The sequence below is a fragment of the Pseudomonas sp. C11 genome (assembly GCF_034683865.1).
Classification (GTDB): Bacteria; Pseudomonadota; Gammaproteobacteria; order Pseudomonadales; family Pseudomonadaceae; genus Aquipseudomonas.
This window is the reverse complement of record NZ_JAWIIP010000010.1, coordinates 62,733-85,788: the sequence shown is the minus strand read 5'-3', so window position 1 is coordinate 85,788 and position 23,056 is coordinate 62,733. Positions and strand designations below refer to the sequence as shown.

Here is a 23,056-nt window from a genome sequence, read left to right as displayed (position 1 = left end):
TCAAGCCATGGGCTACGCAGGCCGCAGTTGTACATCTCCACCCTACACGTATCGCTGAAAATCGGGTGCCGCGCGCGGATTCCGCAGCGGTTGTCATTTACCGCGACCGCCGGTAATGGCGAATCGCGCATCATACTCAAGGCATTATTTCCGAACTCTTCGTGACCACTTTGCAGTCTTTTGACTCTGAAGAATCCGTCGGACGGCCTCACGTCCAGAATGGTTTGCACGGGCAGGGGATGGCAGGTTTGGCGAACATCCTCAAGCCAGGCCACTTTTGGCGGCGTTCGCGACTATATCAGTAATGATTAAGTGCTTCAATTCCATAAAAAATTGTTATGATTGCGCGATGACTACTCCTGCCTCTCCAACCTCCGGCGTCCAGCTGCTCGAGGTTGCACCGGAACTCGCCGGCCAACGTATCGACAACTTTCTCCGGGCGCAGCTCAAGGGCGTGCCCAAGACCCTCATTTACCGCATTCTGCGCAAGGGCGAGGTGCGCGTGAACAAGGGGCGCATCAAGCCCGAGTACAAGCTGCAGGCTGGCGATATCGTGCGTGTGCCGCCGTTGCGCCTGGCTGAGCGCGACGAGCCCGAACCGCTGGCGCAAGGGCTGCTCGAACGTCTCGAGGCGGCCATCGTCTACGAGGACAAGGCGCTGATCGTGCTGAACAAGCCGGCCGGTATCGCCGTGCATGGCGGCAGTGGCCTGAATTACGGAGTGATCGAAGCCTTCCGGCAGTTGCGTCCGGATGCCAAGGATCTGGAGTTGGTGCATCGTCTGGATCGTGACACGTCCGGTCTTCTGATGATCGCCAAGAAGCGCAGCATGCTCCGGCATCTGCACGAGCAACTGCGTGGTGATGGCGTCGACAAGCGCTATATGGCGTTGGTGCGTGGCCATTGGGCGACTGCCAAGAAGCAGGTCAATGCGCCATTGCAGAAGAGCAATCTTCGCTCGGGTGAGCGCATGGTCGAAGTCGATAGCGAGGGCAAGGAGGCGCTGACGCTGTTCCGTGTGCTGCGTCGCTTTGGTGACTTTGCCACGCTGGTCGAAGCCAAGCCGGTAACCGGGCGTACCCACCAGATCCGCGTGCACGCCAAGCATGCCGGGCATTGCATCGCTGGCGACTCCAAGTATGGCGATGACGAATTCACTCGAGAGATTCGCGAATTGGGTGGCAAGCGCCTGTTCCTGCATGCCTACGAGCTGCATGTGCCGCTGCCTGAGGGTGGTGTGTTGAAGCTCGAGGCGCCGGTGGATGAGGTGTGGGCCAGGACAGTGGAGCGCCTGAGTGCCTGATTATCAACTGCTGATCTTCGACTGGGACGGGACGCTGGTCGATTCCATCGGCCGTATCGTCGAGGCCATGCATCGTGCTGCGGATGTTGGCGAATTGCCGCGCTGCAGCGATGCTGAAGTGCGAGGCATCATCGGGCTGGAACTGGGGCATGCCATCTGCACGCTCTACCCGGAACTCGATGAGCCGGCCAGAATCGAAGCCATTCGGCGCGCCTACAGCGAGCAGTATCTACTGCTGGAGCGTGAGCCTTCGCCGCTTTACGAAGGGGTGAGCGAGTCGCTGGCCTGGTTTCGTGATCAGGGGTATCAACTGGCCGTGGCTACCGGCAAGGGGCGCAACGGCTTGCAGCGTGTGCTGGCGGACAAGGGTTGGCTGGACTATTTCGATATCACCCGCTGCGCCGATGAAACGGCCGGCAAGCCTGATCCGCGGATGCTTCACGAGATCATGGCGCATTGTGGGGTACCGCCCGAGCGCTCGCTGATGGTGGGGGATTCGACCTTCGATCTGCTGATGGCGCGCAATGCTGGTATGGATTGTGTGGCGGTCGGTTACGGCGCCCGGCCCCTGTCGGTTCTGCGCGAGTGCGGGCCGCGTCTGGCGAACAATCAATTCAATGAACTGCGTGCGTGGCTGGATGAGCATCCACTGCGGCGCGCTACCGGGGTGAGTGAACATGTCGGATGAGTGGAAGTCCTCTAACGGCTCTCAAGGCGAGGATGCCAAGAGCTGGAAGCTGCTGGAGAAGGCGTTGCTGTCCAGTGTGCAGGAGCAGCGTCGTTCGCGGCGCTGGGGCATCTTCTTCAAGCTGCTGACCTTTACCTATCTGTTCGTGGCGCTGGCGTTGTTCCTGCCGGCGTTGCATCTGGACAAGGCCGCTACGACTGGGCCGCATACGGCGGTCATCGAGATTCGCGGCATGATCGCCGATCGCGAGGAGGCCAGTGCCGACAAGGTGATTGGCAGTCTGCGTGCGGCGTTCGAGGACACCAATACCAAGGGTGTGATCCTGCGCATCAATAGCCCGGGCGGCAGTCCGGTGCAGTCCGGCTATATCTATGACGAGATTCGCCGCCTGCGTGGCGAGTACCCGCAGATCAAGGTCTATGCGGTGATCAGTGATCTGGGTGCTTCCGGCGCTTACTACATCGCCAGTGCGGCGGATGAGATCTATGCCGACAAGGCCAGCCTGGTCGGCTCCATCGGTGTCACGGCTGCCAGCTTCGGTTTCGTCGAAACCATGCAGAAGCTCGGTGTCGAGCGCCGTGTCTACACCTCGGGTGAGCACAAGGCGTTTCTCGATCCGTTCCAGCCGCAGAAGGATGAGGAGACGCGCTTCTGGAAAACCGTGCTCGATACCACTCATCGCCAGTTCATCGACAGTGTGAAGAAGGGGCGTGGTGATCGCCTCAAGGCGGATGAGCATCCCGAACTCTTCTCTGGCCTGATCTGGTCGGGTGAGCAGGCGCTGCAACTGGGCTTGGTCGATGCGCTGGGCAGTGCCAGTTATGTGGCGCGTGAAGTGATCGGCGAGAAGGAAATGGTCGATTTCACTCAGCGCGATACGCCCTTCGACCGTTTTGCCAAGCGTCTGGGTACCAGTGTCGCGGATCGTATTGCGCTGTGGATGGGCTTCCAGGGGCCGACACTGCAATAACGTTGGTGGGGCGGGTGTAGTCTGCCGATCTCGGTCGGCGGGTTACACCCGCCCTACGGTATTTCGACGCCTTCGTTCAGTAGCATGTCCACTAGGCGAATCAGGGGTAGGCCGATCAGGCTGGTGGCGTCCTTACCTTCGGTGCTGCGGAACAGGCTGATGCCCAGTCCTTCGGACTTGAAGCTGCCGGCGCAATCGAATGGTTGCTCACGCTGCAGGTAGCGCAGAATCCGTTCGTCGCTCAGTGGGCGGAAATGCACGGTAAACGGCACGCAGTCGACCTGGCATTGGCCGGTGTTCGAATTGAGTAACGCCAGGCCTGTCAGGAAGGTGACGCTGCTGCCGCTGGCGGCGAGCAGCTGTTGCTGGGCTCTCGGCAGGTCGTGGGGTTTGCCAAGGATCTCGCCATTGCCGAGTACGGCGACCTGATCCGAGCCAATGATAAGGTGGTCGGGGTGTCGGTCTGCAAGGGCGCGAGCTTTTTCCTCGGCCAGGCGCTTCACCAGGTCGATACCGCTTTCATCTTCCAGGCGGGTTTCGTCGATGCTCGGTGATTGCCAGGTGAAGGGGAGTTGCAGGCGTTCGAGCAGCTCGCGGCGATAGGGGGAGCTGGAGGCGAGCAGCAGCGCTGGCATGTTCTCTTCCTTTATATAGTGAAAGGGAAATTCTACTGATCGCTGTCATTCGAAGACAGGCTGAATTTCCTTTGACACGGGCAGGGTGCATCCCTAGAATGCTGCGCCTATGTTGAATGGGCCGATTCCACCTCACGTTGATCCGCGCAAGCTCGCCGACCGCGAAGTTACCCTCGAAGGGCAACTCGAACTGGCAAGCCTGCCGCGTCTCTGCGACCCGCTTTCCGATACGGCAGGTGTGGTGCAGGCGAAGTTTCATTTCGCCCGTGACGAGCAGAAAACTGTGGTCATCCGCAGTGAGCTCGAGGTTGAGGTCAAAATGGTCTGCCAGCGTTGTCTCGAGCTGGTCGCGCTACCCATCCGCAGCGAATGTGAATACGCGGTGGTTCGGGTTGGAGCGAACACTCAGTCCTTGCCGAAGGGCTACGACGTGCTGGAAGTGGGTGAAGAGCCGCTGGAGCTGCTCGGTCTGGTCGAGGATGAATTGCTTCTTGCTCTGCCGATCGTTCCCGCTCATGCCCCAGGTGATTGCCAGCAGCCGGACGGTCTCGATGAGCCCGAGCCGAGCGAGGACGAGGTATCGCGGTCCAACCCGTTCAGTGTATTGGCGCAGTTAAAGCGTGACCCAAACGTTTAGGAGTTAATCAGTTATGGCTGTTCAGCAGAACAAAAAATCCCGTTCCACCCGCGACATGCGTCGTTCGCACGACGCTCTCGAGGCCAGCGCCCTGTCCGTAGAGAAGAGCACCGGTGAAGTTCACCTGCGCCACCACGTTTCTCCGGAAGGCGTTTACCGCGGTCGCAAAGTGATCGACAAGGGCGCTGACGAGTAATCCTTGTCCGCCTCGATCATCGCGATTGATGCAATGGGTGGGGACTTCGGTCCCCACTGCATTGTCCCGGCCTGCATTTCTGCGCTGGCCGAATTCCCCTCGCTACACCTGGCCCTCGTTGGCCAAGCCCCCCTTATCGAAGATCAGCTTGCACGCCAGTCTGGCGTCGATCGCGCACGTCTGCAGGTTCACCACGCCAGTGAAGTGATCGCCATGGACGAGCGCCCGGCGCAGGCCCTGCGTGGCAAACCGGATGCCTCGATGCGCGTGGCGCTGGAACTGGTGCGTCAGCAGCAGGCGCATGCCTGTGTCAGTGCCGGCAATACCGGTGCGTTGATGGCGCTGTCGCGTTACGTGCTCAAGACGCTGCCGGGGATCGACCGGCCGGCCATGGTCAGCCCGATTCCGACCGAGCGTGGCCATTGCTACCTGCTGGACTTGGGCGCCAACGTCGACTGCAGTGCCGAGCACCTCTACCAGTTCGCGATCATGGGCGCGGTTGCGGCCGAGACGCTTGGTGTATCTCGGCCGCGCGTGGCCTTGCTCAATGTCGGCACTGAAGACATCAAGGGCAATCAGCAGGTCAAGCTGGCTGCCAATATGCTGCAGCAGGCCCATGGGCTGAACTTCGTCGGTTACATCGAGGGCGACGGGGTCTATCGCGGCGAGGCTGATGTGGTGGTCTGCGACGGCTTCGTCGGCAACATCCTGCTTAAGTCCAGCGAAGGCTTGGCGAAGATGATCACCGGGCGGGTCGAGAAACTGTTCAATGACGGACTGTTTGCCCAGGCGGTCGGCGCCCTGGCGATGCCGCTGCTGCGTCGTCTCAAGGCCGACCTGGCGCCGGCCCGGCACAACGGTGCGAGCTTTCTCGGTTTGCAGGGCATCGTGGTCAAGAGTCATGGCGCGGCGGGGCAGGAGAGCTTTCAGAGCGCCATACGCTGTGCGCTGCGCGAGGTGCAGGAAAATCTGCCGCAGCGACTGCATGGTCGACTCGAAGACCTGTTGCTGTAGAATCGTCGCGTTTTCAGGGCGTGGCCTGCTGCGGAATGTGACTGCGCAGAGCGGCCTGTCATCCAACTGTCAGTTTGCTGCGCCAGGCTCGCCTGGCGTTGGTTTTTCGACTCAAGGGACTTTTTCATGTCTGCATCCCTCGCATTCGTCTTTCCCGGTCAGGGTTCGCAAGCCCTGGCCATGCTCGCCGACCACGGTGCCCAGCAGAAGCTGGTGCTCGATACCTTCGGTGAAGCGTCTGAAGCGCTCGGCTATGACCTCTGGGCGCTGACCCAGCAGGGCCCGGAAGAGCAGCTGAACCAGACCGACAAGACCCAGCCGGCCATTCTCACTGCCTCCATCGCCCTTTGGCGTCTGTGGCAGGCCGAGGGCGGCGCCAAGCCGGCCTTCGTCGCTGGCCACAGCCTGGGTGAATACTCTGCGCTGGTCGCCGCTGGCAGCATCACCTTCGCCGATGCCGTGAAACTGGTGGAGCGTCGCGGTCAATTGATGCAGCAGGCCGTTCCGGCCGGGCAGGGCGGCATGGCTGCCATCCTCGGTCTGGAAGACGCCGACGTGCTGGCCGCCTGCGCCGAGGTTGCGCAAGGTGACGTGGTCAGTGCAGTGAATTTCAACGCCCCCGGCCAGGTGGTGATCGCGGGTAGCGCTGCTGCCGTCGAGCGCGCCATCGAGGCCTGCAAGGCGCGTGGCGCCAAACGCGCCATGGCGCTGCCGGTCAGCGTGCCGTCGCATTGCGCGCTGATGAAGCCGGCCGCCGAGCGTTTCGCCGAGTCGGTCGAGGCGCTGAGCTGGCAGGCGCCGCAGATCCCGCTGGTGCAGAACGTCAGTGCGGCCGTGGTATCGGATCTGACCACGCTGAAAGCTGACCTGCTGGCTCAGTTGTACAGCCCGGTGCGCTGGGTCGAGTCGATGGTGCGTCTGTCCGAGCAGGGCGTGACCGACCTGGTCGAATGCGGCCCCGGCAAGGTGCTCAGTGGTCTGAACAAGCGCTGCGTCAAAGGCATCAACACTTACAACCTGGATACCCCCGATGCTTTCGCCGCTGCTCGTGCTGCGTTGGCTTGAGAAAGGAGAACGAACATGAGTCTGCAAGGTAAGGTCGCGCTGGTCACCGGCGCCAGCCGTGGCATCGGTCAGGCAATCGCCCTAGAACTGGGCCGTCAGGGCGCTACCGTGATTGGTACTGCTACTTCCGCTTCCGGCGCCGAGCGTATCGCTGCCACGCTCAAAGAGCACGGCATCAGCGGTACCGGCATGGAGCTGAACGTAACCAGCGCCGAGTCCGTAGAGACCGTACTGGGCGCCATTGCCGAGCAATTCGGTGCGCCGGCCATTCTGGTCAACAATGCCGGTATCACCCGTGACAACCTGATGCTGCGCATGAAAGACGACGAGTGGTTCGATGTCATCGACACCAACCTCAACAGCCTCTATCGCCTATCCAAGGGTGTGCTGCGTGGCATGACCAAGGCGCGCTTCGGTCGTATCATCAACATCGGTTCCGTGGTTGGTGCCATGGGTAACGCCGGGCAGGCCAACTACGCTGCTGCCAAGGCTGGCCTGGAAGGTTTCGGCCGCGCCCTGGCGCGTGAAGTCGGTTCGCGTGGCATCACCGTCAACGCGGTGGCTCCCGGTTTCATCGACACCGACATGACGCGTGAACTGCCGGAAGCGCAGCGCGACGCGCTGCTGACGCAGATTCCGCTGGGCCGTCTGGGTCAGGCTGAAGAGATCGCCAAGGTGGTCGGTTTCCTGGCTTCCGACGGCGCTGGTTACGTGACCGGGGCGACAATTCCGGTCAACGGCGGTATGTACATGAGCTAAAAATCGGGCCTTCGGACGTCCGGAGGCTCTCGAATGTGACGCGAGCCATCAGAAAACTGTCATAGTTGCTGTCTAAAATCCGTTATAAAGCTGCAACAGGTTTATAGACAGATCGTTGAAGTGTTCCTGGGGGCTCCCCGGCATTCAGCTTGAAATGCTAAAAACCCTTTCTATACACTTGGCCGCTACCAGCTGCCTGGATTTGTCCAATAGGAGTGAAAACAAGGTATGAGCACCATCGAAGAACGCGTCAAGAAAATCGTTGCCGAGCAACTTGGCGTTAAAGAAGACGAAGTTACCAATAGCGCTTCCTTCGTCGAAGACCTGGGTGCCGACTCTCTTGACACCGTTGAGCTGGTGATGGCTCTCGAAGAAGAATTCGAGACCGAGATCCCGGACGAGCAAGCAGAGAAGATCACCACCGTTCAAGAAGCCATCGACTACGTGACTGCCAACGCGCAATAAGTCACTGTCAGCTTCTGACCGAGAAAAGCCGCACTGCCCTAAACAGGCGTGCGGCTTTTTTTACGTGCAAGGCGCATGCGGCGCCTGAGTCGAACAAGAGGAGATTGCTGTGTCGCGTAGACGCGTCGTGGTTACCGGGATGGGCATGTTGTCGCCGCTGGGTAACGATGTGCCGAGCAGCTGGCAGGGCATTTTGGCCGGGCGCAGTGGCATCGGTCTGATCGAGCACATGGACCTGTCCGCCTACTCCACCCGTTTTGGCGGGTCGGTCAAGGATTTCAATGTCGAGGGCTACCTCTCTGCGAAGGAGGCACGCAAGCTCGACCTGTTCATCCAGTACGGTCTCGCAGCGAGCTTTCAGGCCGTGCGTGATTCCGGTCTGGAAATCACCGACGCCAATCGTGAGCGTATCGGGGTCGTCATGGGCTCCGGCATCGGTGGCCTGACCAATATCGAGAACAACTGCAAATCGTTGCACGAACAAGGGCCGCGGCGTATTTCGCCGTTCTTCGTTCCGGGCTCGATCATCAACATGATTTCCGGTTTCCTGTCGATCCACCTGGGGCTGCAGGGGCCTAACTATGCCATCGCCACGGCCTGCACCACGGGCACTCACTGCATCGGCATGGCCGCACGCAACATCGCCTATGGCGAAGCTGACGTGATGGTCGCTGGTGGCGCCGAAATGGCGGCCTGCGGTTTGGGCATGGGCGGCTTTGGCGCAGCGCGTGCGCTGTCCACGCGCAACGACGAGCCGACCAAGGCCAGCCGTCCGTGGGACAAGGGACGTGATGGCTTCGTTCTTTCCGACGGCTCCGGCGCTCTGGTGCTGGAAGAGCTGGAACACGCCAAAGCGCGTGGCGCTACTATTTACGCCGAGCTGATTGGCTTCGGCATGAGTGGTGATGCCTACCACATGACCTCGCCGCCCGAAGATGGCGCCGGTGCCGCGCGCTGCATGGCCAACGCCCTGCGCGATGCCGGTATCAACGCCGATCAGGTGCAGTACATCAACGCGCACGGCACCTCGACGCCTGCGGGTGACAAGGCTGAAGTCGCAGCGGTGAAGAGCGTGTTCGGTGATCACGCCTACAAGCTCTCGGTCAGTTCGACCAAGTCGATGACGGGTCACCTGCTCGGTGCCGCCGGGGCTGTAGAAGCGATCTTCAGTATCCTGGCGCTGCGCGACCAGGTTGCGCCGCCGACCATCAACCTGGATGAGCCGGACGAAGGGTGCGACCTGGATTTCGTTGCGCACCAGGCCAAGGCCATGCCGATCGAGATCGCCCTGTCGAACTCCTTCGGTTTCGGCGGCACCAACGGCTCGCTGCTGTTCCGTCGGTACCACGGCTGATGCTGGGCTGGGTCAACGGCGCGCCCGGCGAGCAGTTGTCGGTCCGCGACCGTGGCCTGGCCTATGGCGATGGTCTGTTCGAGACCATCGCCGTGCGTGGCGGGCGCATCCCGCTGCTGGCTCGGCACCTGACCCGTCTGGCCGACGGCTGCCGGCGCTTGTCCATCCCGCTCGATGTTGCCCTGGTAGAAACCGAGTTGCAGGCTTTCGCCACCCAGCTCGGCGAGGGCGTTGCCAAGCTCATCATGACGCGTGGCGAGGGGCAGCGGGGTTATGCGCCGCCGCAGCCATGCCAGCCGCTGCGTATCCTGCAGGCCGCGCCTTTACCGCAGTATCCCGCCGAGCATGCCGAACAGGGTGTGCGTCTGTTCCCATGTGCCACCCGTCTCGCCGAGCAGCCCTTGCTGGCCGGCCTCAAGCATCTCAATCGCCTCGAACAGGTGCTGGCCCGTGCCGAGTGGCAGGGCAACGACTGCAGCGAAGGCTTGATGTGCGATAGCAGTGGACGGGTGATCGAGGGCGTTTACAGCAACCTGTTTCTGGTGCGCGATGGACGTTTGTTCACCGCCGATCTGTCGCGCTGTGGCGTGGCTGGGGTGATGCGCGCCGAGATCCTGCAGCAGGCGCAGTTGCTCGGCGTGCCGGTAACGGTGGGCGACATCACCTACGACGAACTGCTGGGCGCCGACGAGGTCTTTTTGTGCAACAGCCTGTACGGCATCTGGCCCGTGCGCGCACTGCAGGCACAACACTGGCCGGTTGGTGCGCTCACCCGTAAACTGCAGGCCATCGTTCGCAGCCTTCTGGAATCCTGATCAGTGCTACGCAAGCTCTTGTTGCTGCTCGAATGCGGCGTGTTGGTGGCCGCTCTGCTGGTGGTGGGAGTCGCCTGGCAACAGAAAAAAGCGCTGGATCAGCCGCTGCACCTCGATGCCGAGCGCCTGTTGCAGGTGCCGCCTGGCTCGACTCCGAGCGGGTTGCTCAACCGCCTGGAGGCCGAAGGCGTGGTCGATGGGGCCTTCTGGCTGCGCCTGTACTGGCGCTTCAACCTCAAGGGGCCAGCCTTGCACAGCGGCGAGTATCGCCTGCTGCCGCAACAGACGGCACGCGACATGCTTGGTCTGTGGCAGCGTGGAGAGGTGGTGCAATACAGCCTGACACTGGTCGAGGGCTGGAGCTTCCGCCAGTTGCGTAGCGCGTTGGCCAAACAGGAGGCGCTCACGCAGAGCCTGGCCGACCTCGACGATGCCGAGGTCATGACGCGCCTGGGATTGGCCGGCCAGCATCCGGAAGGACGTTTCTTCCCCGACACCTATCATTACGTGCGTGGCATGAGCGATGAGGAGCTGCTGAAGAAGGCCAATGCCCGGCTCGAGGCCGTCCTGGCCGAAGAGTGGCAGCAGCGTGCCGACGATCTGCCTTACCGCGACCCTTATGAGGCGCTGATCATGGCCTCGATGATCGAGAAGGAAACCGGCGTGCCCGAGGAGCGCGGCGAGATCGCCGGCGTGTTCGTACGCCGCTTGGCGGTCGGTATGCGCCTGCAGACCGATCCGACCGTGATCTATGGCATGGGCGAGCGCTACAACGGCCGCATCACTCGCGTCGACCTGCGCACGCCGACGCCCTACAACACCTACACCATCGACGGCATGCCGCCGACGCCGATCGCCATGGTCGGCCGCGAGGCCATCCATGCCGCGCTGCATCCGCAGGAAGGCAAGGCGCTTTACTTCGTTGCCAAGGGCGATGGCAGCCACGTGTTCTCCAATACCCTCGACGAGCACAACCGCGCCGTGCGCGAGTACCAGCTCAAGCGTCGAGCCGACTACCGCTCCAGCCCAGCGCCGCGCGCGGCTGAAAGCCAATAAGGTTCTATCCGTGACCGGTTTGTTCATCACCCTCGAAGGCCCGGAAGGCGCCGGCAAGAGCACCAATCGCGATTACCTCGCCGAGCGTCTGCGCGAGCAGGGCGTGGAAGTGTTGCTGAGTCGTGAGCCCGGCGGTACGCCGTTGGCCGAGCGCATTCGCGAATTGCTCCTGGCACCCAGTGACGAGCCCATGGCGGTCGATACCGAGCTGTTGCTGGTGTTCGCTGCCCGTGCCCAGCATCTGCAGCAGGTGATCCGCCCTGCGCTGGCGCGGGGTTGCGTGGTGTTGTGCGACCGCTTCACCGACGCCACCTATGCCTACCAGGGCGGTGGTCGCGGCCTGCCCATCGAACGTATCGCCCAGCTGGAGCAGTTCGTTCAGGGCGATCTGCGCCCGGATCTGACGCTGATCTTCGACTTGCCCATCGAAGTAGGCCTGGCACGTGCTGCTGCGCGTGGCCGCCTGGATCGTTTCGAGCAGGAAGGGCGGGGCTTCTTCGACGCGGTGCGTCATGCCTATCTACAGCGCGCCGTGCAGGCACCGCAGCGCTATCACGTGCTGAACGCGGCGCAGACCCTGGAGCAGGTGCAGGCCGATCTCGACGCCTTGCTGCCGCGTCTGCTGGAGGCCTGCCGTGGCTGACGTCTACCCCTGGCAGGTCGGCCTCTGGCAACAGCTCGCTGGCCGCAGCCAGCATGCGCACGCCTATCTGCTGCATGGCCCGGCCGGCATCGGCAAGCGCGCCCTGGCCGAGCGCCTGATGGCGCGTCTGCTCTGTCAGAGCCCGGCAGGGCTGGATGCCTGCGGTAGCTGCAAGTCCTGCCACCTGCTGGCAGCGGGTACGCATCCGGATAACTTCGTCCTCGAGCCCGAGGAAGCGGACAAGCCGATCAAGGTCGATCAGGTGCGCGAGCTGGTTGAGTTCGTGGTGCAGACCGCGCAGCTCGGCGGGCGCAAGGTGGTACTGCTGGAGCCGGCCGAGGCGATGAACCTCAATGCCGCCAATGCCTTGCTGAAGAGCCTGGAAGAGCCATCCGGCAATACCGTGTTGCTGCTGATCAGCCACCAACCCAGCCGCCTGCTGCCGACCATCAAGAGTCGCTGCGTGCAGCAGGCCTGTCCGCTGCCAGGGCAGGCCGTCAGCCTCGAGTGGTTGGCCAAGGCGCTGCCGGAGATGAGTGCCGAGGCGCGTGACGAGCTACTGACTCTGGCTGCCGGCTCGCCACTGGCTGCCCTGCGCCTGGAGGAGCAGGGCGTGCGCGAGCAACGCGCCCAGGCGGTCGACGGCGTGAAGAAGTTGCTCAAGCAGCAGGTTGCGCCGAGCCACCTGGCCGAAAGCTGGAAAGCGCTGCCACTGAAACTGCTGTTCGATTGGTTCTGCGACTGGGCGCAGCTGATGCTGCGTTATCAGTTGACCCGGGACGAAGCCGGGCTGGGCCTGGAGGACATGCGTAAGGTGGTGCAGTACATGGCTGACAAGACCCCTCAGGGGCAACTGCTGGCCATGCAGAGCTGGCTGCTCGAGCAGCGCCAGAAGGTCATCGGCAAAGCCAATCTCAACCCGGCGCTGCTGCTCGAGGCGCTGCTGGTGCAGTGGGCCGCGCTGCCGGCAGGAGAGCGGCGCTGAGCGCAGAGCCTCATGCTTTCTGCGGGGCGTCACATTCCGCTGGCTGCGTGCCAGCAGTGGTTTGCACGCAGCCCTGAACAGGCCCTAGAATCGGCCATTACGCAATAGCAGCCGGGAAATACGCTGATGAGCCTGCCACCCAATCTGGGCCCCCGTAACGGAATCCTGTCCCTGACCATCAAGGACAAGTCCGTGCTCTACGCGGCGTATATGCCTTTCATCAAGAACGGCGGTCTGTTCATCCCCACCAACAAGAGCTACAAGCTCGGTGACGAAGTGTTCATGTTGCTCAACCTGATGGACGAGCCGGAAAAGATTCCGGTCGCCGGCAAGGTGGTGTGGATCACCCCGAAAGGCGCCCAGGGCAACCGTGCCGCCGGTGTCGGGGTGCAGTTCAATGAGGGCGACAACACCGCGCGCAACAAGATCGAAACCTACCTGGCCGGTGCACTCAAGTCTGACCGCCCGACCCACACCATGTAACTGCAGCGGCAAGCTGCAAGCCACAAGCGACAAGACAGCGGCAGCGTTCCCGCTCGCTTTTACTTGCGGCTTGAAGCTTGCCGCTTGAGGCTTTCCCTGATGTTGATCGACTCCCATTGCCACCTTGATCGTCTTGACCTCGCTGCCCATGGTGGTTCCCTGGATGCTGCCCTGGAGGCAGCGCGTGCTGCGGGTGTCGGCCACTTCCTGTGTATCGGCGTGAGTGCCGACAATGCCGCTACCGTCAAGAGCCTCGCCGAGCGCTATGTCGACGTCGACTGCTCGGTGGGCGTGCATCCGCTGGATCTAGAGCCGGGCGCAGAGCCTGCGCTGGATTGGCTGCTGGGCGAGCTGGCCCATCCGAAGGTGGTGGCCATCGGTGAAACCGGCCTGGATTACCACTACGAGCCCGAATCTGCCGAGCTGCAGCAAGCCTCGTTCCGTCTTCATCTCGACGCCGCTCGTATCACCGGCAAGCCCGTGATCGTGCACACCCGCGAGGCACGTGCCGATACCCTGGCCCTGTTGCGTGAAGCGGCGCTGCCGCAAGCCGGTGTGCTGCACTGCTTCACCGAAGACTGGGAAATGGCCAAGGCCGCGCTGGATATCGGCTTCTACATCTCGCTCTCGGGCATCGTCACCTTCCGCAATGCCGAGGCGCTGCGTGAGGTAGCGCGCCAGGTGCCGGCCGATCGCCTGCTGGTGGAAACCGACTCGCCGTACCTGGCGCCAGTGCCGTATCGCGGCAAGCCCAACCTGCCGCAGTACGTGCGCGAAGTGGCCGAGTACCTGGCGGTGCTGCGGGGTGTCAGCTACGAGACGCTGGCCGAACAGACCTCCAGTAACTTCAAGCGCTTGTTCCCGCTCGCCAGCGTGGCCTGATCCGGGTTTCGGACGGGCAAAAAAAACCCGGACTCTGGGGGAGTGAATCCGGGTCAAGACCATTAGGAGTAAAGCAAGGCACGCAATCCACGGTGCCCTGGCTGGCGGGGCACTTGGGGGGAGACGCCGCACACCAGTACGTTTCAGTATTGGCCAGGCTGGGCGAGCGTCCAGGCCGAATCGAGCGTTTTTTAAACAGATTTGGAATACCGCGGGCGCTGCTGAGTGCTCACCCTTTTGCCACCTGGGTTAGGACGGCCAGGGTTTGCTCGATGACCTGTTCGCGGGTGTAAAAATGAGGCGACAGGCGGACACCGGCACCGCGCTGGATGCAGATGATCTGCTCTTCGCGCAGGCGTTGCTGCAGTGCCGTGTTATCCCAGCCCGCCAGACTGAAGTTGACGATACCGGCACGTCGCTCGGGTGAACGCGGACTGTGCAGGCTGGCTCCGGGTAGCGCGCGAATGCCCTCGGTCAGGCGTTGCACCCGCTGTTCCAGCAACTCGCCGACTCGTACCATGCCGACCTCTTCGAGCAGCGACAGGCTCGCCTCCAGGGCGAAGGCGCCCAGCATGTTCGGGCTGCCGCATTCGAAGCGCCGTGCACTGCGGGCCGGTTGCCAGTCCTGGCGATTGTAGTCGCCGGCATGTTCGAGCATGTGCCAGCCGTATTCATGCAGCTTGAGCTGGGTGCGTATGTCGCTGCGGCAGTAGAAGACCCCGAGCCCTTCCGGCCCTAGCATCCATTTGTGGCCGTCGGCCATGGCGAAGTCGCAGTCATAGGCTTGCACGTCGAAGGGCAGGGCGCCGAGCTGCTGGATGGCATCGATGCAGAACAGCACGCCCCGTTGACGGCAGCCCTGGCCGAGACGTTGCAGATCCAGGCGCAAGCCGCTGGCGAACTGCACGGCGCTGATCGCCAGCAGGCGTGTACGCGGAGTAAAGGCGGCGAGCAGGTTGCCCTCGGGGTCTGCGCCCTTGAGGCTGACTTCGACCACTTCCACGCCCTGCGCGGCCAGTGCCAGCCAGACGACGCGGTTGGACGGGAATTCCTCGTCGCTGATGATCACCTGGTCGCCGGGGCGCCAGTCCAGGCCGAAGGCGACGAACGAGAGCGCCTCGGAGGTGTTCTTGACCAGAGCGATGTCACCCGTGCTCGGTGCATTCAGTAGGCGTGCAAGGCGTTCGCGTAGGGTTCGCTCGAGCTTCAACCAGTCCGGATAGTCACGTGCGCCGCAGCTTACGTTCGTTTCGCAGAAGCGCCGCACCGCTTCAGAACTGCGTTTGGGCCAGGGTGCCACGGCTGCGTGGTTCAGATAACGCAGGCCGGGTTCCTGCGGGAACTCATCATGAAACTCGTACATGGTCGGATGATCCGTGCAATTTGGCTACATTTAGGCATAATGTGCGGCTTCAAATTTTGACTCCGCAGTCCCTTTATGCAGAAAGAACCCCGTAAGGTCCGCGAATTTCGTCGCCGCGAACAAGAGATTCTCGACACCGCACTGAAACTCTTCCTCGATGAAGGGGAAGACAGCGTCACCGTCGAAATGATCGCCGACGCGGTGGGCATCGGCAAAGGCACCATCTACAAGCACTTCAAGTCGAAGGCGGAGATCTACCTGCGCCTGATGCTCGACTACGAGCGCGACCTGAACGAGCTGCTGCACTCGGCCGATGTGGATCGGGACAAGGAAGCGCTGTCGCGCGCCTACTTCGAGTTCCGCATGCGCGATCCGCAGCGTTACCGCTTGTTCGACCGCCTGGAGGAAAAGGTGGTCAAGGGCAATCAGGTGCCGGAGATGGTCGAGCAACTGCACAAGATCCGCGCCTCCAACTTCGAGCGTCTGACCCAGTTGATCAAGGGCCGGATCGCCGAGGGCAAGCTGGAAGACGTACCGCCGTACTTCCACTATTGCGCCGCCTGGGCGTTGGTACACGGCGCCGTGGCGCTGTACCACTCGCCGTTCTGGAGCAACGTGCTGGAAGATCAGGAAGGCTTCTTCCAGTTCCTCATGGATATCGGCGTGCGTATGGGCAACAAGCGCAAGCGCGACTAAGCACGACCTCGCGACACTGCGATTGCGACCTCACCGCCTCCGAGGCCGGCCGGCACCTTTGCCGCGGCTGGCCTCGCGATATACTCCGGGGCATCGAGCCACCGGAGCCTTTCATGATCGTCGACCGCCAGGGCAGACGTTTCCGCAACCTGCGTATCAGCCTCACTGCCGCCTGTAACTACGCCTGTACCTATTGTGTGCCGGACGGCAAGCGCCTGGTCGCTGCCCAGGACGAACTGTCCGCCGACGCCATGGCACGCGGCGTGGCCTATCTGATCGAGGCGGCGGGCATCGAGCGCCTGCGCATCACCGGTGGCGAGCCGCTGGTCAGTACGCGACTCGAATCTTTTCTACGTCAGGTCAGCCAGATGGGCCTGGACGACATCAGCCTGACCACCAACGGCCAGTTGCTCGAACGCAAGCTGCCGTTGCTGATCGACTGTGGCATTCGTCGTCTCAACGTGTCCCTCGACACCCTCGATGCCGCTGCTTTCCGCAGCATCGCGCGCGGGGGCGATCTGGCCACCGTGCTGGCTGGCATGGAGGCGGCGCGTGAGGCGGGAATCAAGATCAAGGTCAACATGGTGCCGCTGCGCGGGCAGAACCTCGACCAGGTATTGCCCCTGCTGGATTACTGCCTGGAGCGTGGCTTCGAGTTGCGTTTCATCGAGCTGATGCGCATGGGCCATCTGGCGCGTGATGCCAATGCCTTCAACCAGCAGTTCGTCGGCCTGCCCGAGTTGCTCGAATTGATCGGTGAGCGCCACCAGTACGTGCAGGCCAGTGCGCCGGTGGACGCCACCGCGATGCGCTATGCCATTCCCGGCGTCGGCCATTTCGGGGTGATCGCCAACGAGAGCGTGCCGTTCTGCCGCACCTGTTCGCGTCTGCGGCTGTCGTCGACCGGCTGGCTGCATGGCTGCCTGTCGTCGAGCAACCGCCACTACGTGGGCGATCTGCTGGACAAGCCACGCCACCAGGCGTTGCCAGCACTGCAGCGCTTGCTGATCAAGGCGCTGGGGGACAAGCAGGATCTGGCTTTCTCGGGCGGTGCCACGGTGATGAAGATCATCGGTGGCTGATGTCGCCAGCGCCGCCATTCGCGGCGCTGGCGCAGGCGTCAGTCGTTGCGGATGGCGACCGGTGTCATCCGCTGTGCCCAAATGGCCATGCACACCATGACCGCCAGCACACTCGCCAGCACGGCCGATGAGCCGATGGTGCCCAGGTCCAGGCCGCCTTTTTCCGTGCTCTTGGTCAGTACGTCACCCAACGTGGCGCCGAAGGGGCGGGTGAGGACGAAGGCGATCCAGAACAGGGCTACGCGCGACAGCTTCGTGCGGTAGTAGGCCATGGCGACCACGGCCAGCAGGCTGCCGATCAGCAGGGCGCCACCGGCGAAACCCAGGCCCGAGTCGTCCGCCAGGTAGTCGCCCAGTGCAGTGCCCAGGGTATTGGAGACCAGGATGGCGCCCCAATAGAACAGCTCACCGCGGCGGCTGTTGATGTGATCCACCGACAGTGATTTTTCGCTGAGCCGCCAGGCCGTCAGCACGCCCACCAGCAGGCTGACCAGTACCAGCGCCCCGGAGGCGTAGCCCAGCCCCAGCGAGCGATCCATGAAGTCCGATATCGTCGTGCCGGCGGTGCTGGTGGTGAGAATCACCGTCCAGTACAGCGCTGGCTGATAGCTACGTGCGCGCAGTTGGCCGAACAGCGAGACGAAGAACAGGCTGATCAGCAGCAGCGAGCTGAGTGCATAGCCGATATCCAGGGTCATCGACAGCAGATCACCTGCCGTTTCGCCTAGCGTGGTGGCACATATTTTCATGACCCAGAAGGCCAGGGTGATCTGAGGAAGCTTGTTCATAGGCGCGCACTCTTGAGTGCCAAGGGGTTTGGCAGGTGTTGGCAGACTAGGCCGGTGCGTGTCGAAGCCTCGTCAAAAAGGCATGAAGAAATCGTCAAAGCGATGGTGTGAGCCCGATGTATCTTGCACACGGCTGGCGCAGAAACTGCATCCCTGGCATATCTGCCGGTTTTCCGTCGCCGGCCCGTGGAGGATCGATTGATGCGTAACCTGCTTCTATTGCTGGCGCTACTGAGCCTGACCGGCTGCATGAAGGTCAGCGACATGGCCAGCAGTACCGAGTATTACCTGGGCGACGCCGGGGTTCTCGACCATGGTCGTACCGAGCGCATGGCCTCGCGGCGTTTGCAGCAGGACTCGTTCATCTATATTGCCCAGGGCAGTTTCGTGTCGCCGGGGCATGGCTATCCGCGTCCCAATGTAGTGGCTGAGGAGGCGTTCAAGGGCTTCGTTCAGTATTTCCCGCTGGTGCGTCGGGCCAAGCAGCCGCTGGGGTTGGAGGAGGCGATGGGACAGGCGCGCGAAGCCGGCGCCCATTACCTGCTCTATACCCGTTTCGCCTACAGCGACGACCGTATCGGTACCGTCGAGGAGTGGGAGGATCAGGAAGCCCTGGATCGTCTGGGTACTGACCGCGCGGTGATCCAGCTCATGCTGATCGAGACCAACACACGCTTTCTCGTGGATACGGCTCGGATCCGTAGCCGTGGCGGATTCCTGACGTTCTATGACGTGCAGCCACAGGACATCATCGGCCCTGCGCTGGAGGATTACGCGCGCAGCTTGTTGGGCGTGGCGCGCTGAGCTGGGTAGCACTGCTTGGGTAGATGGAACACTGCCGGTCGCGGCTAAAGCCCCTCCCACGGTGTATCCTTTGCCGCCTGCAGCAAGGCTGACGAGGACAGAGCATGAGCGATCCAGGCAAGGCCGGCGACCTGCTGGCGCAGATTCCCAAAGGTGAAGGCAAGGGTTTGCCTCCCGTGCATTTGTGGAATCCGGATTTCTGTGGCGATATCGACATGCGCATCGCCCGCGACGGTACCTGGTATTACCTGGGCACGCCCATCGGCCGCAAACCCATGGTGCGGCTGTTTTCCACCATCATTCGCCGCGATGGCGATGACTACTTCCTGATCACGCCGGTGGAGAAGGTCGGTATCCAGGTCGAGGATGCGCCCTTCGTGGCGGTGACCCTGCAGGTCGAAGGCGAGGGCGAGGCGCAGGTGCTGCGTTTTACCACCAATGTCGAGGACGAGGTCAGCGCTGGCGAGGAGCATCCGATTCGTGTGGTCATCGACCCTGCGACACAGGAACCCTCGCCCTACGTGCTGGTGCGGCGTAACCTCGAAGCGCTGATTCACCGCAACGTGTTCTATCAACTCGTCGAGTTGGCGGTGGAGCGTGAGATCAACGGCGAATCCTGGCTGGGTGTCTGGAGTGCCGGGCAGTTCTATCCCATAGGCCCAATGCCGGTTTGAGGCATCGTGGTTATTGCCGGCTGGTTCGATGGGCCAGGGTTATGACAGGAGGCGCAAATGGATGAGCATCGCATCGAAACGCAGCGTTTGACGCTGCGCCCGCCGCAGCCGCAGGATGCCGCCGAGGTGCAGCGCCTGGCGGGGGATTTTCGTATTGCCGATGTCACCCGCAGCATTCCCCACCCTTATCCCGAAGAATTGGCGCAGCAGTGGATCGAACGCTGCGCGCAGGATTGGGCCAGTGGTGCGGCGGCCAGCTTCGTCATCACCGAGTCGGCCAGTGGCCAGTTGGTTGGCAGCATGTCGCTCCAGAACATCACCCGAGGCGAGGCCGAGGTGGGTTACTGGGTCGGTGTGCCGTACTGGAGTCGTGGCTATGCCAGCGAGGCGTGCAATGCGCTGGTCGACTTTGCCTTCCAGCAATTGCGCCTGCGTCGTCTGCATGCCAGCCATCTGGCGCGCAATCCGCAATCCGGGCGCGTGCTGTTCAAGGCCGGTTTCCGCCATCTGGGTCTGGGCCACAGCCCATGCGGCCACCAGGGCAAGGTTGAACCGGTCGAGCTGTATGAGCGGGTGTCGGAGGCTTGAGCCGCGTGCTCAACGCACCCGATCCCGACTCTGTACCGCCAGATCCAGTGCCTTCTGCATATCCAGCCGCGCCGAGCGGCCGACGTCCTTGTCGCTCAGTTGGTAGTTGCGTTCCGATGGCAGGATGGGGGCGGTGAGGTCTTCGGCATCCATTGGTTCGAAGTCGTAGTCGCCGCCGATGGTCATGGCGCTGCGTCGCAGCAGCATGCGCAGTTGTTCGGGCTGCAGGCGCGGGTTGATCGACAGCATGGCGGCGACGATACCGGTGACCATCGGCGTGGCGTAGGACGTGCCGCAATGCACCTCGCCGGTCGCATTGGGTTCGTGGGTGGAGGCACGGGCGCAGGCCGCAGCGGTGATGTCGACGCGCATGTCGACGTTCGACGAGTTGCGTTTGACCACGTAGGCCGGATCGTCCACGGCGACATCCGGCCTTTCGCTGCGCTGGTGCCCGCCGACCACCAGCAACTGCTCGGTGATGAAGGAGGAGGGCAGGCGGTATTCGTCGCGCCCGGAGAAGGACGAGCCGTTGCCCGCAGAGTTGACTACCAGCACGTCCGGGTGCTCCTTGCGCAGCCACAGGAAGAACTCCTCCAGCAGTTCCTCGTAGCCGCTCATGGCGATGCCCGAACGCACCAGTGAGTCGATCTGGTCGCCCTCGACATTGCGCGTGCCGACGCGGTGGATGCCCCAGCTCCAGTTGAGTACGCGCACGCCATCTTCGACCAGGTTGACCGAGGCGGCGATATTGGCGGTGATGCCGGCATCGGAGTTGCGTTCGACGATCACTTCGAAGCCGTTGCTGGCCTTGTCCAGCCCACGCAGGAAGCCGGTATTGCCGCCCTTGTCCCAGTGCGCGGCGAGAATGCCGGCGACCGTACTGCCGTGGCCATCCGGTTGCTCGGCATCACGGGCGTAGAGGCAGGTGCGCGGTTTGCCGTCAGGGCAGGCGCCCAGGTAGTCGGCAAAGTCCGGCGCGTCGAAATCGACGTCACGTTCGATCACCCCGACGCGGATTGGCTTCGGCTCGATAGGGGAATCACCAGCAGGAAGGCGCCGCCGGTAGTAGTTCACCGCATCGGCGAAACGGTTCGCCGCCCATTCTTCCGAGTTTCTCTGCGGCCTTGGCGCGTGCGCCGCTTCGGCTTCCTGGTCACGCTCCGGGGCACTTTCCTCGACCACCACGGCGTCGACGCTGGTTTCGCTGCCGATGCGCAGCACCAGGGCATCGCGTTCGGTAAGGTTCTTTACCGGCAGGCGCAACTGGTAGGTGTTCAGCGGTGGGATGGCGCCGACCACCTCGGCGCCGTATTTCTTCGCCAGACGGCTGGCCTCATCGCGGCCTTCGTGGCTCTCCTCGATCAGAACGCTGACCAGGTCGACATAAGTGGTCAGCCCATCCATGTTCTTCGCCACCTCATTGGGCGTGGCAGCGAGCACGTGGCTGCTGTTGAGCGACAGCCATACCGGGTTGCTGACCCGTTCACCATCCTCCAGCCAAAGCGCTGCGCTGCGGTATTGAGCCGCGCTCAACTGCAGGCGCAGGCCGCCTTCGCTGCGGCGTACGAGCGAGGCGGGCAGAGTGCTTTCACCGAGATGCAGTTTCGGTAGCGTGCTGCCGAGCCCGCGTACCTGTAGGCACCAGTCCTGGTGCTGGTTGTCGAGCAGGTCGCCGCAGCGCTGCAGGCTCTTGATACGCAGGGCTTCTGCGGCGTCTGCCAGTGGGCTGAGCAAGGCCATGAAAAAAGCGCAGAGCAGGGCGCGGTTCGGCTGCATGGGGCGAGGCTCCGTGGCGGCTGTTCTGCTTTCCGACTGCTGGCGCCATGCTTCGTTCAAGCGGGGGCTTCTTGCCGATGTTCGCCTATGTAGCGGTCAGTCACTCCGATTCAATCAATAAAAGTTATAGTATTACGTTTCTTTTTAGCCCACTGTCGAAGCGATCCATGTCCTCCAATCGTCTACTTTCGATCGATGCCCTGCGCGGCTTGGTCATCCTCTTCATGCTGCTCGATCACGTTCGCGAAACCTTCTACCTGCATATGCAGGTGGGAGATCCGATGGATGTGACGGCCACCGATCCGGCGCTGTTCTTCAGCCGCACCCTGGCGCATTTGTGTGCGCCGGTGTTCATCCTGCTGACCGGTCTGTCGGCGTTTCTCTATGGCGAGAAGCAGATGAGCCGGGCGGCGACCAGTGCCTTCCTGTTCAAGCGTGGCCTGTTCCTCGTGGTGCTGGAGATAACCCTGGTGAATTTCGCCTGGACGTTCCAGTTTCCGCCCACGGTGATCTACCTGCAGGTGATCTGGGCCATTGGCCTGAGCATGCTGGCGCTGTCATTGCTGCTGTGGTTGCCGCGTGCGTTGTTGGCGCTGCTGGGGCTGGTGCTGGTGGCCGGGCACAACCTGCTCGATGGGCTGCATTTTGCGCCCGAGTCGACCATGCACATTCCCTGGGCAGTGCTACACGATCGTGGCTGGCTCGAATTCTCCGATACGCTGCGCCTGCGCACGTCTTATCCGGTGTTGCCGTGGATCGGTGTGATCGCCCTGGGCTACGTGATCGGGCCATGGTTTCGCTGGTCGAGCCCAGCGCAGCCGCGACTGCAAGCGCTGCGCCGGTGCGGTCTGGGGGCGTTGGGGCTGTTCGTCGTGTTGCGGCTGGCCAACGTCTATGGCGAGAAGCCCTGGGTGGTCGAGGACACCTGGCAGCACACCCTGATGGGCCTGTTCAATGTCACCAAGTACCCGCCGTCCTTGTTGTTCCTGGCACTGACGCTGGGCATCGGCCTGCTGCTGCTGGCCTACTTCGAGCGGCGCAATGCGGGGCGTGTGGTACGCACCCTGGCGGTATTCGGCAGCGCGCCGATGTTCTTCTATCTGCTGCACCTGTATGTGCTCAAGCTGCTCTATATCGTTGCCTTCGCCATCTGGGGCGCGAACCAGGGGCATTACTTCGGTTTTGCTTCGATGGCCTGGGTCTGGCTGACGATGCTGGTGCTGGCGGTGCTGCTATTCCCGCCGACGCAGTGGTTCGCCCGGCTCAAGGCGCGGCGTCGTGACATCGCCTGGTTGAAGTATCTCTGACAGGTCGTCTTACGCAGATGAAAAGGCC

General features: G+C 62.5%; 26 protein-coding genes. 22 read left to right on the top strand and 4 right to left on the bottom strand.

Annotated features, from left to right (window positions below):
* Positions 1-349 precede the first annotated feature (349 nt).
* The 3 genes from rluC to sppA are packed head-to-tail and all read left to right on the top strand — an operon-like array spanning position 350 to position 2,961.
* Positions 350-1,303: a 23S rRNA pseudouridine(955/2504/2580) synthase RluC gene (gene rluC, locus VC352_RS16950; protein WP_322980705.1), complete on the top strand. Its 954-nt coding sequence runs from the start codon at positions 350-352 to the stop codon at positions 1,301-1,303.
* Positions 1,296-1,991, top strand: coding sequence for an HAD-IA family hydrolase (locus VC352_RS16945; RefSeq protein WP_322980704.1), 696 nt, complete (start codon positions 1,296-1,298; stop codon positions 1,989-1,991). Before rluC ends, VC352_RS16945 begins: the two co-directional genes overlap by 8 nt.
* Positions 1,981-2,961 (top strand): signal peptide peptidase SppA, encoded by a 981-nt coding sequence (sppA, locus tag VC352_RS16940; protein WP_322980703.1) that lies wholly within the window; start codon positions 1,981-1,983, stop codon positions 2,959-2,961. The genes VC352_RS16945 and sppA overlap by 11 nt, the downstream gene beginning before the upstream one ends.
* Positions 2,962-3,014: 53 nt before the next feature.
* Here the strand turns inward: sppA and VC352_RS16935 are convergent, their stop codons facing one another.
* Positions 3,015-3,596, bottom strand: coding sequence for a nucleoside triphosphate pyrophosphatase (locus tag VC352_RS16935; RefSeq protein ID WP_322980702.1), 582 nt, complete (start codon positions 3,594-3,596; stop codon positions 3,015-3,017).
* A 109-nt stretch (positions 3,597-3,705) separates the two neighbouring features.
* On the opposite strand from VC352_RS16935, the gene VC352_RS16930 reads away from it, so the two are divergent.
* The 13 genes from VC352_RS16930 to VC352_RS16870 all read left to right on the top strand — a co-directional run bounded on the left by VC352_RS16930 (position 3,706) and on the right by VC352_RS16870 (position 13,950).
* Positions 3,706-4,233: a YceD family protein gene (locus VC352_RS16930; RefSeq protein ID WP_322980701.1), complete on the top strand. Its 528-nt coding sequence runs from the start codon at positions 3,706-3,708 to the stop codon at positions 4,231-4,233.
* A 13-nt stretch (positions 4,234-4,246) separates the two neighbouring features.
* A complete protein-coding gene (gene rpmF / locus VC352_RS16925; RefSeq protein WP_322980700.1) occupies positions 4,247-4,429 on the top strand; it encodes a 50S ribosomal protein L32 in 183 nt (60 codons plus the stop codon).
* Between the two features lie 3 nt (positions 4,430-4,432).
* Complete coding sequence (plsX, locus tag VC352_RS16920; protein WP_322980699.1) at positions 4,433-5,443, top strand: phosphate acyltransferase PlsX; 1,011 nt, start codon at positions 4,433-4,435, stop codon at positions 5,441-5,443.
* Between the two features lie 126 nt (positions 5,444-5,569).
* Complete coding sequence (fabD, locus tag VC352_RS16915; protein WP_322980698.1) at positions 5,570-6,508, top strand: ACP S-malonyltransferase; 939 nt, start codon at positions 5,570-5,572, stop codon at positions 6,506-6,508.
* A 15-nt stretch (positions 6,509-6,523) separates the two neighbouring features.
* Entirely contained in the window at positions 6,524-7,267 is a 744-nt protein-coding gene (fabG, locus tag VC352_RS16910; protein ID WP_322980697.1) for a 3-oxoacyl-ACP reductase FabG, read from the top strand.
* Between the two features lie 228 nt (positions 7,268-7,495).
* A complete protein-coding gene (acpP, locus tag VC352_RS16905; RefSeq protein WP_322980696.1) occupies positions 7,496-7,732 on the top strand; it encodes an acyl carrier protein in 237 nt (78 codons plus the stop codon).
* A 109-nt stretch (positions 7,733-7,841) separates the two neighbouring features.
* Positions 7,842-9,086 carry a beta-ketoacyl-ACP synthase II gene (fabF, locus tag VC352_RS16900; protein ID WP_322980695.1) on the top strand — a complete coding sequence of 415 codons (1,245 nt, stop codon included), beginning with the start codon at positions 7,842-7,844 and terminating at the stop codon, positions 9,084-9,086.
* Positions 9,086-9,901: an aminodeoxychorismate lyase gene (gene pabC / locus VC352_RS16895; RefSeq protein WP_322980694.1), complete on the top strand. Its 816-nt coding sequence runs from the start codon at positions 9,086-9,088 to the stop codon at positions 9,899-9,901. Before fabF ends, pabC begins: the two co-directional genes overlap by 1 nt.
* 3 nt (positions 9,902-9,904) lie before the next feature.
* Complete coding sequence (mltG, locus tag VC352_RS16890) at positions 9,905-10,957, top strand: endolytic transglycosylase MltG (RefSeq protein ID WP_322980693.1); 1,053 nt, start codon at positions 9,905-9,907, stop codon at positions 10,955-10,957.
* Positions 10,958-10,967: 10 nt separating this feature from the next.
* Positions 10,968-11,600: a dTMP kinase gene (gene tmk / locus VC352_RS16885; protein WP_322980692.1), complete on the top strand. Its 633-nt coding sequence runs from the start codon at positions 10,968-10,970 to the stop codon at positions 11,598-11,600.
* Entirely contained in the window at positions 11,593-12,585 is a 993-nt protein-coding gene (locus tag VC352_RS16880) for a DNA polymerase III subunit delta' (protein ID WP_322980691.1), read from the top strand. Before tmk ends, VC352_RS16880 begins: the two co-directional genes overlap by 8 nt.
* Before the next feature lie 126 nt (positions 12,586-12,711).
* Positions 12,712-13,068 (top strand): PilZ domain-containing protein, encoded by a 357-nt coding sequence (locus VC352_RS16875; RefSeq protein ID WP_042556691.1) that lies wholly within the window; start codon positions 12,712-12,714, stop codon positions 13,066-13,068.
* Positions 13,069-13,167: 99 nt separating this feature from the next.
* Positions 13,168-13,950, top strand: coding sequence for a TatD family hydrolase (locus VC352_RS16870; RefSeq protein ID WP_322980690.1), 783 nt, complete (start codon positions 13,168-13,170; stop codon positions 13,948-13,950).
* A gap of 229 nt (positions 13,951-14,179) precedes the next feature.
* Here the strand turns inward: VC352_RS16870 and VC352_RS16865 are convergent, their stop codons facing one another.
* The gene (locus VC352_RS16865) at positions 14,180-15,313 is read right to left on the bottom strand and encodes an aminotransferase class V-fold PLP-dependent enzyme (protein WP_322980689.1); all 1,134 of its coding nucleotides are present in this window, start codon (positions 15,311-15,313) and stop codon (positions 14,180-14,182) included.
* A 75-nt stretch (positions 15,314-15,388) separates the two neighbouring features.
* On the opposite strand from VC352_RS16865, the gene VC352_RS16860 reads away from it, so the two are divergent.
* Together VC352_RS16860 and VC352_RS16855 are read left to right on the top strand one after the other, a co-directional pair.
* Entirely contained in the window at positions 15,389-16,009 is a 621-nt protein-coding gene (locus VC352_RS16860) for a TetR/AcrR family transcriptional regulator (protein ID WP_322980688.1), read from the top strand.
* Between the two features lie 113 nt (positions 16,010-16,122).
* Positions 16,123-17,091 carry a GTP 3',8-cyclase MoaA gene (locus VC352_RS16855; protein ID WP_322980687.1) on the top strand — a complete coding sequence of 323 codons (969 nt, stop codon included), beginning with the start codon at positions 16,123-16,125 and terminating at the stop codon, positions 17,089-17,091.
* A 38-nt stretch (positions 17,092-17,129) separates the two neighbouring features.
* On the opposite strand, the gene VC352_RS16850 is transcribed toward VC352_RS16855, so the two are convergent.
* A complete protein-coding gene (locus VC352_RS16850; RefSeq protein ID WP_322980686.1) occupies positions 17,130-17,879 on the bottom strand; it encodes a hypothetical protein in 750 nt (249 codons plus the stop codon).
* A gap of 201 nt (positions 17,880-18,080) precedes the next feature.
* Between VC352_RS16850 and VC352_RS16845 the strand changes: the two genes are divergently transcribed.
* From VC352_RS16845 to VC352_RS16835, 3 genes are all read left to right on the top strand, one after another.
* Positions 18,081-18,683, top strand: coding sequence for a DUF4823 domain-containing protein (locus VC352_RS16845; protein ID WP_322980685.1), 603 nt, complete (start codon positions 18,081-18,083; stop codon positions 18,681-18,683).
* A gap of 104 nt (positions 18,684-18,787) precedes the next feature.
* Positions 18,788-19,357: a DUF1285 domain-containing protein gene (locus VC352_RS16840; RefSeq protein ID WP_322980684.1), complete on the top strand. Its 570-nt coding sequence runs from the start codon at positions 18,788-18,790 to the stop codon at positions 19,355-19,357.
* A 57-nt stretch (positions 19,358-19,414) separates the two neighbouring features.
* The gene (locus tag VC352_RS16835) at positions 19,415-19,945 is read left to right on the top strand and encodes a GNAT family N-acetyltransferase (RefSeq protein ID WP_322980683.1); all 531 of its coding nucleotides are present in this window, start codon (positions 19,415-19,417) and stop codon (positions 19,943-19,945) included.
* A 9-nt stretch (positions 19,946-19,954) separates the two neighbouring features.
* On the opposite strand, the gene VC352_RS16830 is transcribed toward VC352_RS16835, so the two are convergent.
* On the bottom strand, positions 19,955-21,721 hold the full coding sequence (locus VC352_RS16830) for a S8/S53 family peptidase (protein WP_322980682.1): 1,767 nt from the start codon (positions 21,719-21,721) through the stop codon (positions 19,955-19,957).
* A 167-nt stretch (positions 21,722-21,888) separates the two neighbouring features.
* On the opposite strand from VC352_RS16830, the gene VC352_RS16825 reads away from it, so the two are divergent.
* Positions 21,889-23,028 carry a DUF1624 domain-containing protein gene (locus VC352_RS16825; protein ID WP_322980681.1) on the top strand — a complete coding sequence of 380 codons (1,140 nt, stop codon included), beginning with the start codon at positions 21,889-21,891 and terminating at the stop codon, positions 23,026-23,028.
* Positions 23,029-23,056 lie beyond the last annotated feature (28 nt).

What these genes read in the sequence shown, in the direction of transcription:
- VC352_RS16870 (WP_322980690.1), top strand. Translation starts at nt 13,168, where the DNA reads ATGTTGATCGACTCCCATTGCCACCTTGATCGTCTTGACCTCGCTGCC.
- VC352_RS16835 (WP_322980683.1), top strand. Translation starts at nt 19,415, where the DNA reads ATGGATGAGCATCGCATCGAAACGCAGCGTTTGACGCTGCGCCCGCCG.
- VC352_RS16850 (WP_322980686.1), bottom strand. Translation starts at nt 17,879, where the DNA reads ATGAACAAGCTTCCTCAGATCACCCTGGCCTTCTGGGTCATGAAAATA.
- VC352_RS16825 (WP_322980681.1), top strand. Translation starts at nt 21,889, where the DNA reads ATGTCCTCCAATCGTCTACTTTCGATCGATGCCCTGCGCGGCTTGGTC.
- VC352_RS16875 (WP_042556691.1), top strand. Translation starts at nt 12,712, where the DNA reads ATGAGCCTGCCACCCAATCTGGGCCCCCGTAACGGAATCCTGTCCCTG.
- VC352_RS16860 (WP_322980688.1), top strand. Translation starts at nt 15,389, where the DNA reads ATGCAGAAAGAACCCCGTAAGGTCCGCGAATTTCGTCGCCGCGAACAA.
- rluC (WP_322980705.1), top strand. Translation starts at nt 350, where the DNA reads ATGACTACTCCTGCCTCTCCAACCTCCGGCGTCCAGCTGCTCGAGGTT.
- VC352_RS16865 (WP_322980689.1), bottom strand. Translation starts at nt 15,313, where the DNA reads ATGTACGAGTTTCATGATGAGTTCCCGCAGGAACCCGGCCTGCGTTAT.
- VC352_RS16935 (WP_322980702.1), bottom strand. Translation starts at nt 3,596, where the DNA reads ATGCCAGCGCTGCTGCTCGCCTCCAGCTCCCCCTATCGCCGCGAGCTG.
- sppA (WP_322980703.1), top strand. Translation starts at nt 1,981, where the DNA reads ATGTCGGATGAGTGGAAGTCCTCTAACGGCTCTCAAGGCGAGGATGCC.
- acpP (WP_322980696.1), top strand. Translation starts at nt 7,496, where the DNA reads ATGAGCACCATCGAAGAACGCGTCAAGAAAATCGTTGCCGAGCAACTT.
- fabD (WP_322980698.1), top strand. Translation starts at nt 5,570, where the DNA reads ATGTCTGCATCCCTCGCATTCGTCTTTCCCGGTCAGGGTTCGCAAGCC.
- VC352_RS16840 (WP_322980684.1), top strand. Translation starts at nt 18,788, where the DNA reads ATGAGCGATCCAGGCAAGGCCGGCGACCTGCTGGCGCAGATTCCCAAA.
- pabC (WP_322980694.1), top strand. Translation starts at nt 9,086, where the DNA reads ATGCTGGGCTGGGTCAACGGCGCGCCCGGCGAGCAGTTGTCGGTCCGC.
- VC352_RS16855 (WP_322980687.1), top strand. Translation starts at nt 16,123, where the DNA reads ATGATCGTCGACCGCCAGGGCAGACGTTTCCGCAACCTGCGTATCAGC.
- rpmF (WP_322980700.1), top strand. Translation starts at nt 4,247, where the DNA reads ATGGCTGTTCAGCAGAACAAAAAATCCCGTTCCACCCGCGACATGCGT.
- VC352_RS16830 (WP_322980682.1), bottom strand. Translation starts at nt 21,721, where the DNA reads ATGCAGCCGAACCGCGCCCTGCTCTGCGCTTTTTTCATGGCCTTGCTC.
- VC352_RS16930 (WP_322980701.1), top strand. Translation starts at nt 3,706, where the DNA reads ATGTTGAATGGGCCGATTCCACCTCACGTTGATCCGCGCAAGCTCGCC.
- VC352_RS16845 (WP_322980685.1), top strand. Translation starts at nt 18,081, where the DNA reads ATGCGTAACCTGCTTCTATTGCTGGCGCTACTGAGCCTGACCGGCTGC.
- fabG (WP_322980697.1), top strand. Translation starts at nt 6,524, where the DNA reads ATGAGTCTGCAAGGTAAGGTCGCGCTGGTCACCGGCGCCAGCCGTGGC.